General features: G+C 67.3%; 14 protein-coding genes. 6 read left to right on the forward strand and 8 right to left on the reverse strand.

Annotation, left to right across the window (positions count from 1 at the left end):
* Positions 1-15: 15 nt before the first annotated feature.
* The 4 genes from acnA to dut are packed head-to-tail and all read right to left on the reverse strand — an operon-like array spanning position 16 to position 4,655.
* A complete protein-coding gene (acnA, locus tag ABD678_RS11135; protein ID WP_344756618.1) occupies positions 16-2,724 on the reverse strand; it encodes an aconitate hydratase AcnA in 2,709 nt (902 codons plus the stop codon).
* 53 nt (positions 2,725-2,777) lie between these two features.
* Positions 2,778-3,515 carry a DUF3159 domain-containing protein gene (locus tag ABD678_RS11140; protein ID WP_344756620.1) on the reverse strand — a complete coding sequence of 246 codons (738 nt, stop codon included), beginning with the start codon at positions 3,513-3,515 and terminating at the stop codon, positions 2,778-2,780.
* Positions 3,508-4,179, reverse strand: a complete 672-nt coding sequence (locus ABD678_RS11145; protein ID WP_344756622.1) for a DUF3710 domain-containing protein — start codon at positions 4,177-4,179, stop codon at positions 3,508-3,510. The genes ABD678_RS11140 and ABD678_RS11145 overlap by 8 nt, the downstream gene beginning before the upstream one ends.
* A gap of 2 nt (positions 4,180-4,181) precedes the next feature.
* The gene (dut, locus tag ABD678_RS11150; RefSeq protein WP_344756624.1) at positions 4,182-4,655 is read right to left on the reverse strand and encodes a dUTP diphosphatase; all 474 of its coding nucleotides are present in this window, start codon (positions 4,653-4,655) and stop codon (positions 4,182-4,184) included.
* 50 nt (positions 4,656-4,705) lie between these two features.
* On the opposite strand from dut, the gene ABD678_RS11155 reads away from it, so the two are divergent.
* Positions 4,706-5,149 (forward strand): DUF3093 domain-containing protein, encoded by a 444-nt coding sequence (locus tag ABD678_RS11155; protein ID WP_344756626.1) that lies wholly within the window; start codon positions 4,706-4,708, stop codon positions 5,147-5,149.
* Position 5,150: 1 nt separating this feature from the next.
* On the opposite strand, the gene ABD678_RS11160 is transcribed toward ABD678_RS11155, so the two are convergent.
* Positions 5,151-5,444 (reverse strand): DUF4193 domain-containing protein, encoded by a 294-nt coding sequence (locus tag ABD678_RS11160; protein WP_344756628.1) that lies wholly within the window; start codon positions 5,442-5,444, stop codon positions 5,151-5,153.
* 200 nt (positions 5,445-5,644) lie between these two features.
* Here ABD678_RS11160 and sepH point away from each other — a divergent pair, with 200 nt between their 5' ends.
* On the forward strand, positions 5,645-6,721 hold the full coding sequence (sepH, locus tag ABD678_RS11165; RefSeq protein WP_344756630.1) for a septation protein SepH: 1,077 nt from the start codon (positions 5,645-5,647) through the stop codon (positions 6,719-6,721).
* Between the two features lie 11 nt (positions 6,722-6,732).
* On the opposite strand, the gene ABD678_RS11170 is transcribed toward sepH, so the two are convergent.
* Positions 6,733-7,875 (reverse strand): alkaline phosphatase family protein, encoded by a 1,143-nt coding sequence (locus ABD678_RS11170; RefSeq protein WP_344756632.1) that lies wholly within the window; start codon positions 7,873-7,875, stop codon positions 6,733-6,735.
* A 12-nt stretch (positions 7,876-7,887) separates the two neighbouring features.
* Here ABD678_RS11170 and ABD678_RS11175 point away from each other — a divergent pair, with 12 nt between their 5' ends.
* Positions 7,888-10,392: a DNA gyrase/topoisomerase IV subunit A gene (locus ABD678_RS11175; protein WP_344756634.1), complete on the forward strand. Its 2,505-nt coding sequence runs from the start codon at positions 7,888-7,890 to the stop codon at positions 10,390-10,392.
* A 7-nt stretch (positions 10,393-10,399) separates the two neighbouring features.
* On the forward strand, positions 10,400-10,840 hold the full coding sequence (locus ABD678_RS11180) for an NUDIX hydrolase (protein ID WP_344756636.1): 441 nt from the start codon (positions 10,400-10,402) through the stop codon (positions 10,838-10,840).
* Here the strand turns inward: ABD678_RS11180 and ABD678_RS11185 are convergent.
* Positions 10,830-12,152: an HNH endonuclease signature motif containing protein gene (locus tag ABD678_RS11185; protein ID WP_344756638.1), complete on the reverse strand. Its 1,323-nt coding sequence runs from the start codon at positions 12,150-12,152 to the stop codon at positions 10,830-10,832. The two genes, ABD678_RS11180 and ABD678_RS11185, sit on opposite strands and share 11 nt — an antisense overlap.
* Positions 12,153-12,220: 68 nt before the next feature.
* Positions 12,221-14,317: a DNA gyrase/topoisomerase IV subunit B gene (locus ABD678_RS11190; RefSeq protein ID WP_344756640.1), complete on the reverse strand. Its 2,097-nt coding sequence runs from the start codon at positions 14,315-14,317 to the stop codon at positions 12,221-12,223.
* A gap of 218 nt (positions 14,318-14,535) precedes the next feature.
* Here ABD678_RS11190 and ABD678_RS11195 point away from each other — a divergent pair, with 218 nt between their 5' ends.
* Together ABD678_RS11195 and ABD678_RS11200 are read left to right on the forward strand one after the other, a co-directional pair.
* A complete protein-coding gene (locus ABD678_RS11195; RefSeq protein WP_344756642.1) occupies positions 14,536-14,763 on the forward strand; it encodes a DUF7455 domain-containing protein in 228 nt (75 codons plus the stop codon).
* Positions 14,764-15,789, forward strand: a complete 1,026-nt coding sequence (locus ABD678_RS11200; RefSeq protein ID WP_344756644.1) for a sugar-transfer associated ATP-grasp domain-containing protein — start codon at positions 14,764-14,766, stop codon at positions 15,787-15,789.
* Positions 15,790-15,812: the final 23 nt, after the last annotated feature.

Below are 15,812 nucleotides of genomic sequence, written 5' to 3' on the forward strand. Positions count from 1 at the left end.
AGATCCTCACACGCTTCACACGAGCGAACGCAGCACGTACTGCAGGATGCCGCCGTTGCGGTAGTAGTCGGCCTCGCCGGGGGTGTCGATCCGCACGACGGCGTCGAACTCGACCGGCCCGCGGCCCGCCGCCGAGTGCTCGGTCGGCTCGGCGACGACGTGCACCGTCTTCGGCGTCACGCCCTCGTTGAGCGCCTCGAGCCCAGAGATGCTGATGCTCTCGGTGCCGTCGAGCCCGAGTGATGCCCAGCTCTGCCCCGCCGGGAACTGGAGCGGAACGACGCCCATCCCGATGAGGTTGGAGCGGTGGATGCGCTCGAAGCTTTCGGCGATGACCGCATGAACTCCGAGGAGGCTCGTGCCCTTCGCCGCCCAGTCGCGGCTCGACCCGGAGCCGTACTCCTTGCCGGCGAGCACGACGAGCGGGGTGCCAGCGGCCTGATAGTTCTGGCTCGCGTCGTAGATGAACGCCTGCGGGGCATTCGCCTTCGTGAAGTCGCGCGTGTAGCCGCCCTCGACGCCCGCACCATCGTTCTCACCGGCGAGCAGCTGGTTGCGCAGGCGGATGTTCGCGAAGGTTCCGCGGATCATGACCTCGTGGTTGCCGCGGCGCGACCCGTAGGAGTTGAAGTCCTTGCGGTCGATGCCGTGCTCGGTCAGGTACTGGCCGGCCGGGCTGTCCGACTTGATACTGCCTGCCGGACTGATGTGGTCGGTCGTGACCGAGTCGCCGAGGGTCGCGAGAACGCGCGCGCCGAGGATGTCGGCGACCGGTGTGAGCTCCATCGTGAGCCCATCGAAGTACGGGGGCTTCCGCACATAGGTGGATGCCTCATTCCACTCGAAGACGTCGCCATCCGGCGTCGGGAGCGAGGTCCAGCGCTCGTCGCCGTCGAAGATGCCGGAGTACTGCTTGTCGAACATCGCAGCATCGATCGACTCGTCGATCGTCTTCTGGACCTCGGCGGCATCCGGCCAGATGTCTTTGAGGTAGATGTCGTTGCCCTCGGTGTCCTGACCGAGCGGCTGGACGTCGAAGTCGAAGTCCATCGAGCCGGCGAGGGCGTAGGCGATCACGAGCGGGGGGCTCGCGAGGTAGTTCATCTTGACGTCGGGGTTGATGCGTCCCTCGAAGTTGCGGTTGCCAGACAGCACCGCGGTGACCGCAAGGTCGTTCTGGTTGACGGCGGCCGAGATCTCGTCCTCGAGCGGGCCGGAGTTGCCGATGCAGGTCGTGCAGCCGTAGCCGACGAGGTAGAAGCCGAGATCCTCGAGGTAGCCGTTCAGGCCCGCCTTCTCGTAGTAGTCGGTCACGACCTTGGAACCCGGCGCGAGGGTCGTCTTGACCCAGGGCTTCGACCTGAGCCCCTTCTTCGCGGCGTTGCGGGCGAGAAGACCCGCGGCGAGCATGACGGAAGGGTTCGAGGTGTTGGTGCAGGAGGTGATCGCTGCGATCGCGACGGCGCCGTGGTCGACCGTGAACTCGCGGCCGTCCTTGAGGGCGACTGCGGCCGGGTTGGAGTGGGAACCGGAGACGTAGGCGTCGAGGTCCTTCTCGAACTGGCTCTTCGCCTGGGTCAGCTCGACCCGGTCCTGCGGCCTCTTGGGCCCGGCGATCGAGGGGACGACCGTTCCGAGGTCGAGTTCCAGGTATTCGCTGAAGGCGGGCTCGCGGCTCGCGTCGTGCCACAGTCCCTGCAGTTTCGAGTACGCCTCGACGAGCTCGATCTGCTGCTCGCTGCGGCCGGTGAGCCTCAGGTAGTCGAGGGTGACCTGGTCGATCGGGAACATCGCGGCGGTCGAGCCGAACTCCGGGCTCATGTTGCCGATCGTGGCACGGTTCGCGAGCGGCACCTGGGCAACGCCGGCGCCGTAGAACTCCACGAACTTGCCGACGACGCCATGCCGACGCAGCATCTGGGTGATCGTGAGCACGACATCCGTGGCCGTGACGCCCGTCGGGATCGACCCGGTGAGCTTGAAGCCGACGACCTTCGGGATGAGCATGGAGACCGGCTGGCCGAGCATGGCCGCCTCGGCCTCGATGCCGCCGACGCCCCAGCCGAGCACGCCGAGACCGTTGACCATCGTGGTGTGGGAGTCGGTGCCGACGAGGGTGTCGGGATAGGCGTTCAAGACCCCATCGACCTCGCGCGTCATCGTGACGCGCGCGAGGTACTCGATGTTGACCTGGTGCACGATTCCGGTGCCCGGCGGGACGACCTTGAAGTCGTCGAACGCGGTCTGGCCCCAGCGCAGGAACTGGTACCGCTCTCCGTTGCGCTCGTACTCGATCTCCACGTTGCGCTCGAAGGCGTTCTCGGTGCCGAAGAGGTCGGCGATGACGGAGTGGTCGATGACCATCTCGGCCGGTGCGAGCGGATTGATCTTCTTCGGGTCTCCCCCGAGCTCTGCGACCGCCTCGCGCATCGTGGCGAGGTCGACGATGCAGGGCACTCCGGTGAAGTCCTGCATGATGACGCGCGCCGGGGTGAACTGGATCTCGGTATCCGGCTCGGCATCCGGTGCCCAGGAGCCGAGTGCGGTGATCTGCGCTGCCGTGACGTTCTTGCCGTCCTCGGTGCGCAGCTGGTTCTCGAGCAGCACCTTGAGACTGAACGGCAGCTTCTCGTGGCCGGATACGCGATCGATCCGGTAGACGCGGTAGTCCTTGCCGCCCACCGAGAGCAGGTCCTGCGCCCCGAAACTGTTCACTGCTGACATCTCGTCTCCTTTGCCGTTCCGCCAAAACTATCTTGACATCAAGATAAACCCTATCACTGTGCAGAGGAGTCGTCGGCCCTGTCGTACACCGACTTCACGAGCAGCCAGGTCACCCAGAGCATCGCGGCATACAACGGGACTCCCATGAGCAGCTTCGTCCCGGCAAGCCACTCGGTCTGGCCGGAGAAGTACAGCGGAGCCTGCACGGCGAGGCGCAGCGAGAACAACCCGACCCAGAGCCAGGTGGCGAGCGTCAGCACCCGCCGCTTGGCCGCATCCTTCCGCCAGGCGGTGAACTCGTTCGTGAGCACCCCGACGATGAGACCGATGAGCGGCCAGCGCACGGCGAGGCTCACGAGCAGGACGAGCACCGACCCGACGTTGATCGCGAGACCGAGTACGAAGTTGTCTTCGGCACGGCCGGTGACGAGCGCGAGACCGGCCGAGAGCGCGATGCCGAACACCCCGGCGATGGCGGGGGTCGCCGGTGACTTCATGAGGAGGCGGGTGATGACGAAGGCCGCGGCGACGATGACCGGCGCGATGACCGACGGCAGCACCTGCCGGGTGATCGCGTACACGATGAGGAAGCCGAGCCCGGGCAGGATCGCCTCGATGAGGCCGCGCACTCCGCCGACCGCGGCGAGCAGTGACCTGGCCGTCGGAACCTCTCCGGGGGCGACCTGGCCGAATCCGGCCTTGCGCACCGCACTCCCGAATGCTTCCCTCAGGGTCTCGGCCGGCTCATCCGGTGTCGCCCCATCCGGTGTCGCCCGATCCGGCTCAGACACTGGTCGGTCCGGTGCCCCCGGGGGCGACGCCATCCGCCGAGCCGGCCGACTGCGGCATCGTCAGGGGAATGAGGTCGCGCGGGGGCATCGGAGTCGTGCCGCGCACGACCACGATGCTGCGGAACAGGTCCTCGACCTTCTCCGCCGCATCCGGCTTGACCGCACCGTCGCCGGCGATGACGCCGCGCAGGAACCACCGCGGCCCGTCGACCCCGATGAACCGCGCGAGACGCTTCGAGCCGGGCTGCCCCGGCGCTGCCGCCGGGATCTCGGCGAGAAGTTCAGGGCCGAACGGCCCGACGGTGAGCTTCGTCGTCCCGCCCTGCTTGGCGATCTGGTCGGCGATCTGATGACGGATCTCGTGCCAGAGACCGGTCGACCGTGGGGCGGCGAAGGGCTGGACCTGCAGGGTCGAGCCCGCGTAGTCGAGGCCTACTGCCACGACCCGCTTGCTGCCGTCCTCGACCTCGAGTCGCAGTTGCAGTCCCTCGCGGGGGAGGATCTTGACCCCGCCGAGGTCGACGTAGGGGCGCACCGCGTTCGCTTCGCTCTCATCGAGGGGGCCGGCCGTCGAGCGGTCGACGGGCGCCGACTTCGCCTGCTCCTGCTCGGCTCGACCGTCCTGTTCCGGGCCATCCCCGGCCGGGTCTGCTGCTTCGTCCACGCCTATGCTCCTGACTTCACTTCGCCGGCATCCTTGCCCGCGCCACCGTATCCACTCGACCCGAATCCGGACTCTCCCCGGTCGCTTCCGGGGAGTGAGCCTACCGGGATGAATCGCGCTCGCGAGACCGGCATGACGATGAGCTGGGCGATGCGGTCGCCGACCGCCACAGAATACGCCTCCGAGGAGTCCGTGTTGAGCAGTGTCACCCTGAGCTCGCCGCGATAGCCGGCATCCACCGTCCCGGGGCTGTTCACGATCGTGATGCCGTGGCGTGCGGCCAGGCCGCTTCTCGGCACGACGAACCCGACGTAACCGTCGGGGAGGGCGATCGATACGCCGGTTCTGACGGTCGCGCGCTCACCGGGTCCGAGATCCACCGCCTCGGCCGCACTCAGGTCGGCCCCCGCGTCGCCCGGATGCGCGTACTCGGGAATCGTCTCGCCCCGGAACAGGACCTCTACTGCGTCGATCACGTAACGAGGCTAGTGCAAGCCGGACGGTCAAAGTCTGATCGAATAGAGGCATGACGATCTACCGGGAGAAGCTGTGGGCATCCGCATGGGTGTTCCTGTCCATGGCGCTCGTGATTCCCGCGAGCCTGCTCGTGTTCTGGCCGATCGACGTCACGACGGGGATCGTGGTCGCCATCGTGCTCTACGCGGGCTGCTGCGGCATCCTCGTGCTCGCCTCCCCGGTCATCGCGGTGACCGATCGCGAGTTCACAGCAGGGCGAGCGCGGCTCCCCCTGGAGTTCGCCGGCGAGGCGACCGCCTACCGCGAACCCGAGGCGACGGCGCAGCGCGGCGTGGACCTGGACGCCCGAGCCTGGTTGCTCATCCGCGGATGGGTGGGCCCGGTCGTGCGTATCGAGCTCACGGACCCGGAAGACCCGACACCGTACTGGCTCGTGTCGACGCGGCGCCCCGACGCACTCCTCGCGGCCTTCGAGTCGGCGAAGGCTTCCTAGGTCAGCTCGCGCATTCGAGGCAGATCGGCCCGAGTTTCTCCTCGTGGTCGATCTGGGAACGGTGCTTCACGAGGAAGCAGCTCACACAGGTGAACTCGTCGGCCTGAGGCGGAAGAACCACGACATCCAGGTCGAGATCCGAGAGGTCGGCACCGGGCAGTTCGAAACCGCCCGGATTGTCGGCATCATCGACATCGACGACCCCGGACATCTTGTCCGGGACACGTTCCTTGAGCGCCTCGATCGACTCCGAGTCGTCGTCGGTCTTGCGTGGCGCGTCGTAGTCGGTTGCCATTACCATCCACTTCTTCAGCTAGTCGGTTGCGCGAAATCGGCGGGGGTAGTTTGCATCAATTGATTCGCAATAGCAAACCATCCGGATGCGTCTTCCGATCTCACGCCAGACTGAACTTACGGCACGCCCGGGTTATTCCCGGTCACGACGCGGTTTGCATGGCACGCTGAGAGCAATCGTGACGTGAAAGAGGCCGGCTGATGCAGGAGCTGAGAGTGATCGGCGTCGAGGATGGTGCACTCCTCGCCACCTCGGACGAAGGCGAGCGCTATCGGATCGCCGTCGACGACGCCTTGCGGTCCAGGCTGAGGCAGTCCCCACCGGATGCCGGCAGCGGCAGGCGGCTCGCACCGAAGGACATCCAGGCCCACATCCGCGCGGGGCTCTCCGCTCAGGACGTCGCCTCCATCACGGGTGCGTCCCTCGAATACATCCAGCGATTCGAGGGCCCGGTGATCGCCGAACGCGAGTACGTCATCGAGTCCGCACTCGCCGTGCCCGTGCACACCGCCATGGACACCGAGCTCAGCGACGTGCCGATGACCTTCGGGACCGCCATCCTGGGGCGCCTCCACGAGCTGGGTGCCATCGACGAGCGCTGGGCGAGCTGGAAGGAGGAGGGCAGCGGCTGGGTCGTGAAGCTCTCCTTCACCGCCGAGACGATCGACCACGACGCCCGTTGGCGCTTCGACCCCAAGAAGTCGGCGCTCGCACCGCTCAACAGCGAGGCGGAGACCCTCTCCCGGCAGGGAGAGCCCACCGGGAGCCTCATCCCGCGGCTGCGCGCCGTCGACGGGCGCGACCGTGTCGCGGACAACTCCCGTTTCGACAGCGGCGCCTTCGTCGACCATGAGCTCGCGGGCCGCGACAGCAGCATCCAGGACACCGCCCCGCATCTCGAGGCCGTCCCCTACGGCCGGATCGGCGCGGCGCCCACCGCGACCGCGGATGAGTCGCAGGAGGAGGTCGCCCCGTCCAACCAGACGGCCGACCTTCTCGAGGCGCTCCGCCGCCGCCGTGGCGAGCGCGAGAGCGCGCAGTACGACGACCTCGAGGACGCGAAGTCGGATCACCCGTCGACCGGGAGCATCCGGCTCGTCGAGGTGCCTCTGCCGGACCTCGAGGATGATGAGCAGCCGACCGCGCCGCAACCGGCTGTGTCGCAATCGTCCACGGTACCGAGCATCCACCAGCGCTCGTCGAAGAAGGGCCGCGCCGCCATGCCGAGCTGGGACGAGATCGTTTTCGGGGCACGCTCCGACGACGACCCCGCCTAGGCCCGAACCGCTCAGCGGCGCGCGAATGCCCCGAACCTGAGGAGCGGCACGCGCGACTCCTCGGCGGAGCGGGAACCGTGCTGTCCGACCATCGCGCGTCCGTCCTGTTTCTTCGCCCTCGTGTCGTAGTAGGCGATCGCCTTACGCGCGGCGACCAGGATGTCGCCGATGCGCGGTACGACCTCCGGGTCCACGCGAGGCCCGAACCAGCCCTGCTCGATCGCCTCGTCCCTGGTGAGGACATCGGCCCGGCCGCCCTCGGCACGTCGCCAGCGGTCGACGACCTCGGCCCGCAGCGCGGGTGAGGCATCCGGCTCGAAATGAAGCTGCAGGCAGCGCGGCTCACCCGCGACGAAGCGGATGCCGTCGACGAGCGCGGGGTCCTCCCCGAACAGCACCTGCGCGTGCGGTGGAACATCGAGTACGCCGTGGTCCGCGGTGAGGAGGAGTCCCTCCCTGGCGGTCAGCGCCCCCGCGAACCTCGTGAGCTCCGCATCGACGCTTTCGAGCTTCGCGGTCCACTTCGCCGACTCCCAGCCGTGCTTGTGCGAGACCTGGTCGAGTTCGGGGACGTAGAGGTAGACGATTCCCCGGTCGAGGTCGTCGAGCGCCTGCCGGGCGGCCTCGAAACGATCGGCGACCGATTTCCCGTCGCGATAGGCCGCGCCCCGAAGGACCGCCCGGGTGAACCCCGAGTCGCGGTAGCGCGCCGGTGCGACGACGACGCTGCCGATCCCCGTATCCGCTGCCCGCTCGAAGACGGTCCGCGACCGCTGCCAGGTGGCGGGGTCGAGGAGGGCGTCCCAGCCGCTCAACTGGTTGACGATGCGGTCGTGCGCGGGGTCGAGCACCGTGTAACCGACGAGGCCGTGCACCCCGGAGGGCTCCCCGGTCGTGAGTGTCGCGATGTTCGAGGCCGTCGTCGTGGGGAACCCCGCCGCGATCACCGACTCCTTCGACAGCGCCCCGGCGAGCGTTCTGGCGTGCCCGGCGCGCGCACCGAGCGAGCCCGCCCCGAGGCCGTCGACGAGCACGACGAGGGCCCGATCGACCGCTGGAAGCCCGAGCCGATTCGGTCGGCCGAGCACCGCGTCGAGGCAGTTCGGCAGAACATCGGCAAGGCTCGGCCGCGCGGAATTCGTGGCCGGTAGCATGGTCGCAATCCTATGACTACCTCTGCCGACACCCCTGCCCGTTCCGAAGGCGAACGCATCGATGACATCGATGTCGCGACCGAGATGGAGGGCTCCTACCTCGAATACGCCTACTCCGTCATCTACTCGCGTGCGCTCCCGGATGCCCGCGACGGCCTGAAACCCGTGCAGCGCCGCATCCTGTACCAGATGAGTGAGATGGGGCTTCGCCCCGACCGAGGTCACGTCAAGTCCTCGCGCGTCGTCGGCGATGTCATGGGCAAGCTGCACCCGCACGGCGACGCCTCGATCTACGACGCGATGGTACGCCTCACCCAGGCCTTCATCATGCGCGTGCCGCTCGTCGACGGCCACGGCAACTTCGGTTCCCTCGATGATGGTCCGGCGGCCCCGCGGTACACCGAGGCACGGCTCGCGGCTGCGGCGATGGCGATGACCGCCGACCTCGACGAGGACGTCGTCGACTTCGTTCCGAACTACGACAACCAGCTCACCCAGCCCGACGTGCTGCCCGCCGCCTTCCCGAACCTGCTCGTGAACGGCGCCTCCGGCATCGCGGTCGGCATGGCGACCAACATGGTTCCGCACAACCTCATCGAGGTCGTGGGCGGCGCTCGGCACCTGCTCGCGCATCCGGATGCCGGCCTCGACGACCTCATGTCCTTCATCCCGGGCCCGGACCTGCCGACCGGGGGGACGATCATCGGTCTGAGCGGCATCCGGGACGCCTATGAGACGGGGCGCGGCAGTTTCAAGACCCGCGCCAGGGTGACGGTCGAGAACGTGACCGCGCGCAAGGTCGGGCTCATCGTCACCGAGCTGCCGTACATGGTCGGCACCGAGAAGGTCATCGAGAAGATCAAGGACGGGGTCAACTCGAAGAAGCTGGCCGGTATCTCCGACGTCACCGACCTCACCGACCGCAAGCACGGGCTGCGGCTCGTCATCGGCATCAAGACCGGGTTCAACCCGCAGGCCGTGCTCGAGCAGCTCTACAAGCACACCCCGCTCGAAGACCAGTTCAACATCAACAACGTGACGCTCGTGGACGGCGGCCCGCAGACGCTGGGGCTGCGCGACCTGCTGCAGGTCTACCTCGACCACCGGATCTCGGTGACCACCCGGCGCAGCCGGTTCCGGCTCGCGCGGCGGCAGGAGCGCCTGCACCTCGTCGACGGCCTGCTCATCGCGATCCTCGACATCGACGAGGTCATCCAGGTCATCCGGGCGAGCGACGACTCGGATGCCGCCCGCAAGCGCCTCATGGACGTCTTCAACCTGAGCGAGTTGCAGGCCGAGTACATCCTCGAGTTGCGCCTTCGTCGGCTCACCAAGTTCTCCCGTATCGAGCTCGAGGCCGAGCGCGACAAGCTTCGCGCCGAGATCGCCGAGCTGGAACTGCTGCTCTCCGACCCTGCGCGCATCCGTCAGCTCGTCTCGGACGAACTCGAGGCGGTCGCCGAGGAGTTCGGGACGCCTCGCAGGACGCTGCTGACCGAAGCGCGCCCGTCCGCCGCCGTCGCGGCGGTATCGAAGTCCGCATCGGCCGCACCGTCCCTCGAGATCGCCGACACCCCGTGCCGCGTGCTGCTGTCGACGACGGGCCGCATCATCCGGGTCGACGTCGGCGACGGAATGTCGGATGCGCCGGCGCGCGCTGTGCGCCGCAGCAAGCATGACGCCATCCGGTCGTCGGTCGTGACGACGAGTCGAACCGAGATCGGCGCGATCACGAATCTGGGCCGGCTCGTGAGGCTCTCCCCCGTCGACCTGCCGCAGGTTCCGGAGAACTCGATCCAGCTCGCCGCGGGGGCGAAGGTCGCAGAGTATCTGGCACTCGACGCGAAGAAGGAGCGGGTCGTCGCGCTCGTCTCGCTCGAATCGGACGCCCCGATCGCGCTGGGGACGAAGCAGGGCGTCGTCAAGCGGGTCTCCCCCGGCGATTATCCCGGCCGGCCCGACTTCGAGGTCATCGCGCTCAAGGACGGCGACGAGGTCGTCGGTGCGGCGCAGGCTCTCTCTGCAGGCGGTGCTGACGCGGAGGAGCTCGTCTTCGTGACGTCGGACGCTCAGTTGCTGCACTTCCCCGCCGAATCGGTGCGGCCGCAGGGCAGAAGCGCAGCAGGCATGGCCGGCATCCGCCTCTCGGCCGGCGCATCGGTCATCCACTTCGCCTCGATCGATGCCACTGCCGGCAACGGAGCGCAGGTCGTCGTCGCGACTGTCTCGACGAGCACCGCCACGATCGCCGGCACCGACCCCGGCCGCGCGAAGGTCTCCCGGTTCGACGAGTTCCCCGGCAAGGGTCGCGGAACCGGCGGAGTGCGCTGCCACGCCTTCCTCAAGGGCGAGGACGCGCTCGCGCTCGCCTGGGCCGGCCCCGACCCCGCTCTCGCCGTGGGGACGGATGGCGCAGTACGCGAGCTTCCGGATGTCGGGGCTAAGAGAGATGCGTCCGGCTCGCCGCTCGAGGGGGTCGTCGGTTCGATCGGGGTTTCCGCGTCATCCACGTCATGACGACGTCATGAACCGTCGAGCGGCCAGGGTCATCCTGTTCGACGAGCGAGGTCGAGTGCTGCTGTTTCGCGGGAGAGACGCATCTGCACCCGACCGCGGATCCTGGTGGTTCACTCCCGGTGGCGGTCTTGACGCCGGGGAGAGCCCGCGGGAGGCGGCCCTGCGTGAAGTGAGGGAGGAGACCGGCCTCGCGCTGTCGTCAGTGAGCGGCCCGGTGTTCGAGCAGGAGATCGACTTCGCCTTCGAGGACATCCAGCTGCACCAGTACGAGCAATTCTTCGTCGCGTGGGTCACGGCTTTCGACGTGACCCACGACGGCGGGACCGAGCTTGAGAAGCGCAGCATGCTCGAGTCGCGCTGGTGGTCGCTCGCAGAACTGGAGGCCACCACCGAGACGATCTACCCCGCGGTTCTCGCCGAACTCGTGAGGGTGCAACTCACGCAGTGAATCGCACAGGGACGTCGGGGCGGTCGACCGCGACGATGCCGTGCGGGGTGGTCCATTCCAGAACGCCGGGTTCGGGTTGGCGCAGTTGCCAGCCGGGCAGGTGTTTGATGGTGTGGTGCCCTGGGCATAGGCAAGCGAGGTTGCCCGGCTCGGTGAGTCCACCTTCGGAGTATGGGACCGTGTGGTCGATATCGCTGCGCCAAGCCGACCGGTTACAGGAAGGACATCGACAGCGGCCGTCTCGCCTTCGCAGATATCGTCGCAATTTCCCGGTAGGACGGTAGTTGTCGGTGGCCAGGACCAGATCGGTGACCGGATCGGTGATCACCCGGACGAGCGATGGGGTATTCGCCGCCATCCGCAGGGCGTCGTCGAGACCGATCGGCCCGCGCCCCAGTATCGTCGCCGGCTCGTCACTCTCGCCCAGCAATGCCAGGGCGGGAATCACAATGGCGACCTCGGCACGGATGGCATCGAGCGCCGCGTGCGGATGTCCGGTGGGCTGCGTGGTCAGCAGCAGGTCGCAGAACAGGTCGGCGCGCAATTGATCCAAGGTGCGCGCATCCACCGGGGACGTATCGGGCGTGTGCGGGTCGGCGATCCGCGCGGCCTTGACCGCCTTCCCCAGCTGGGTCAGGCGGTCCGCGATACCGGTGGCGAGAATCGTCGGAATGACGGCCACGATCTCCGACATCCCGTCAGCGAGCTCGGTGCAGGAGACCGAGCGCGCCTCCCGTGCCTTCTCATGACGCTCCTCGAGGGAGACCTCCGCGATCGCCGATGCGGCGGCCTTCGCAAGGCGCCCCAGCCGTCCGGGAGTGACCTCCGCCGCCCGCTCGAGCACCGTCGATTCGTAGTCGGCACGACGCTGCGGGTCGCGAATGGTCATGCCCTCCGAGACGATGACCCGGGCGTGGGCGATGCTCACCGTGCCGCACTGGAGAGCATGCAGCGTGAGGGGAAAGTCCCCGACGAGGCGCCACGCCTCCGAGATCCGGGACTGGATCGTACGGTCCGACACGTGGCGGGCGACTGCGATCTCCGCGGTTACCGAGCGGACGACGAGGTCGACGGAGGCACCCGGCCCGGCCTCGGCAATCGCCGACTGCACCAGGTCCATGAGCTCGATCGCCTCTTCGGCGAACAGCGCGGCCCTGGCGCGTTCGATGGAGCCGAGCCGGTCCACGCCGTCACGAAACGGGCTGACCCCGGAAAGTTCCTCCACCAGGAGCTCGAACAGGAGGTCCACCTCCGCCGCGTGCGGATCGGTCGGGATCGATTCCGACTCGAAAGATGTTTGTTCGAGAAACATGGTAGACAGAGTCTACTAAATCACAAATTCTATCGCAACTATGTTCGAGTAACTATTCGACTGTCAGCTCACACGTCGATGCGGTCGCGACTGAGGCCTGCAGCCCCCGCGACGATGAACTCCTTGCGCGGGGCGACGTCATTGCCCATGAGCAGTTCGAAGACCTTCTCGGCGGCCTGGGCATCCGGGATCCGCACCCGCCGCAACGTGCGGTACCGGCGATCCATCGTCGTCGAGGAGAGCTGGTCCGCATCCATCTCGCCGAGCCCCTTGTAGCGCTGGATCGGATCCTGGTATCGCTTGCCCGCCTTCTTGAGGCCGGCGAGCACGCCGTTCAGCTCGGCCTCCGAGTAGGTGTAGATCGTCTCGTTCGGCTTCGTGCCCGGGTTCTGCACAATGACGCGGTGCAGCGGCGGCACAGCGGCGTACACCCGGCCGTCCTCGATCATGGCGGGCATGTAGCGGTGGAAGAGCGTGAGCAGGAGGGTCCGGATGTGCGCCCCGTCGACATCCGCGTCGCTCATGATGATGATCTTGCCGTAGCGCGCACTCGACAGGTCGAAGCTGCGACCGGAGCCCGCCCCGATGACCTGGATGATCGACGCGCACTCGGCGTTCGAGAGCATGTCAGGCAGCGAGGCCTTCTGCACGTTGAGGATCTTGCCGCGGATGGGCAGGAGCGCCTGGTATTCGCTGTCTCGCGCGAGCTTCGCGGTGCCGAGCGCGGAGTCGCCCTCGACGATGAACAGCTCGCTGTTGTCGACGTCGTTACTGCGGCAGTCGACGAGTTTCGCAGGCAACGACGAGCTCTCGAGCGCGTTCTTGCGACGCTGGGTCTCCTTGTGGGCGCGAGCGGACACCCGCGCCTTCATCTCGGCGACGATCTTGTCGAGCACGAGCCCGACCTGGTTCTTGTCGTCGCGCTTCGAGGAGGAGAAGCGCTCGCCCAGCCCCTTCGCGACGACGTTCGCGACGATGTTGCGCACAGCGGGCGTCCCGAGCACCTCCTTAGTCTGCCCCTCGAACTGCGGCTCCGGCAGCCGCACGGTGAGCACGGCGGTGAGACCGGCGAGGATGTCGTCCTTCTCGAGCTTGTCGTTTCCCACCTTGAGGCGGCGCGCGTTCTGCTCGACCTGGGCGCGCAGGAACTTCATCATCCCCTGCTCGAACCCGGCCTGGTGGGTGCCGCCCTTGGGTGTGGCGATGATGTTGACGTAGCTGCGGAACTCGGTGTCGTATCCGGTCCCCCAGCGCAGTGCCACGTCGACCTCGCACTCACGCGTGAGCTCGGTCGGGCTCATGTGGCCCTTGTCGTCGAGCACGGGGACGGTCTCGGTGAAGGTGCCGGATCCGGTGAGCTGCCAGGTCGAAGTCACCGGCGCATCCTTGGCGAGGAAGTCGACGTACTCGACGATCCCGCCGGCGTAACGGAACTCCTCGACGAGCGGCTTCCCCTCCTGGGAGGACCCGGGGCGCTGATCCTCGATGCGGATGCCGAGCCCCTTCACGAGGAACGCCGTCTGCCGCGCCCGCCCGAGCAGCTCATCGGTCTGGAAAGCCGCCCCCCGGGTGAAGACCTGCGGGTCAGCCCAGTACCGCACGCGCGTGCCGGTCACGCCCTTCGCGACCTTGCCGACCACGCGCAGCTCGCTGCCGGAGACGAACGGAGTGAACGGGGCATCCGGTTTGGGATCTCCCGAGTCGGCGAAGGTTCCGGGCTCCCCGCGGTGGAACGACATCCCCCAGGTCTTGCCGTCCCGGTCGACCTCGACGTCGAGCCGTTCCGAGAGCGCGTTGACGACCGAGGCGCCGACGCCGTGCAGGCCGCCGGAGGAGGAGTAGGAACCGGTGCCGAACTTGCCGCCGGCGTGCAGCTTGGTGAAGACGACCTCGACGCCGGAGAGGCCGGTCTTCGGTTCGATGTCGACCGGGATCCCGCGGGCGCGGTCGCGGACCTCGACGCTCTCGTCCGGGTGCAGGATGACGTCGATGTCCTCCCCGAAGCCTCCCAGCGCCTCGTCGACCGAGTTGTCGATGATCTCCCAGAGGCAGTGCATGAGTCCGCGGGAGTCGGTCGAGCCGATGTACATCCCCGGGCGCTTCCGAACGGCTTCGAGACCTTCCAGCACGGACAGATGCCGCGCCGAGTAGTCGGAACTCGCCACTGAAGACCTCCGGATCCCGTCGCCGATCGGCGCACATCCGGCGCGCGCAGGTCGCCGCCGGGCCGCCTTCAACCCTAACGACCCACGCCGACCCCGCCGGACTTCGACACCCCAACGGCGCCGCTCCTACGCGGACAGCGAAATACCCCGTCGCGTGGCAACGAATTCCGCGGCGGCGTGTTTGGATAGGTGTACGACACGAGCGAAGAGGAGTGCAGATGTCTCAGGTCACCGCCGGAAGCACGGCAACGGTCGAACGCGACTCCTACCAGCTCACCGCCTCGGACCGTTGCGACAGCTGCGGAGCACAGGCCTACATCCGGGTCATGATCGGCGAGAGCGAGTTGCTCTTCTGCGCCCATCACGGCCGCCGTCACCAGGAGAAGCTCTCCGCCATCGCCACGGACTGGCACGACGAGTCGAGTCGGCTTCTCGAGGAAGTCTAGGTGGCAGCACGCCGCTCGCTCGGACTGCGACGGCGCATCGACTACTTCCTGTGGCGCGCCCGCAATGTCGACTGGGCGAACCTGTCTCGCATTTCACGCAAGCTGAGCGCGACGACGTGGAAGCCTGCCTGGCTCATCGCCGGTGACATGATCTGGTCAGCCGCAGCGCATGAGACCGGCTTCACCGACTACCAGGACTGGGACTTCCATCTCCTGAAGCACCGGGAACGCAAAACCTACATGACGCACCCGAAGTCGAATCACATCGCCCAGCTCGTCAACCAGAAGGCGTACCGGCACAACTTCGCGGACAAGTCGGAGTTCGTTCAGGTCTTCGCGAAGTATGTCGGTCGGGAGACCCTCGACGTGCGCACGGCATCCGTCGCCGAGCTGCAGAGGTTCGTCGAACACCACGAATCGGTCATGATCAAGGTGATCGACAGCGACGGAGGGCAGGGCATCGAGCGCAGGAATGCGGCGGCGATCGACGATTACGAGACGTTCCGTGACGAGCTTCTCGCGAATCGCCAGTTCCTCGTCGAGCAGGTCATCCCGCAGCATCCGGAAATGGCCGCGCTCAACCCGTCGAGCGTCAACTCCCTGCGCATCGTCACCTACTTCGACGGCACCGACGTGCACGTGCTCGCCCGGGTGCTCAAGATGGGCAACGACGATGTCATCGACAACTTCGCCCACGGCGGCATGTACACCATGCTCGACGAGAATGGACGGGCGGTGCACGCGGCCTTCGACGTCGCCGGCGACGCCTATGAGATCCACCCCGTCTCGGGGATTCGCATCCCCGGTTTCCAGGTGCCTCTCTACGACCAGGTGCTGGAGCTCGTCGACGAGGTCGCCCGGGTCATCCCACAGATCCCCTATGTCGGCTGGGATGTGGCCATCTCGCCGGATCGACCCGTCGTCATCGAGGGGAACTACAACACCGGGGTCTTCCAGGCGAAGCCGAGCCTCACCGGAACGAAGACCGGACTGCTCCCCCTCTACCGGGAAGTCATCGGCTTCTGACCGGCGAACGGCCGGGGTCGGGC

Origin of the sequence: Leifsonella bigeumensis (genome assembly GCF_039537265.1) — a bacterium.
GTDB lineage: Bacteria > Actinomycetota > Actinomycetes > Actinomycetales > Microbacteriaceae > Terrimesophilobacter > Terrimesophilobacter bigeumensis.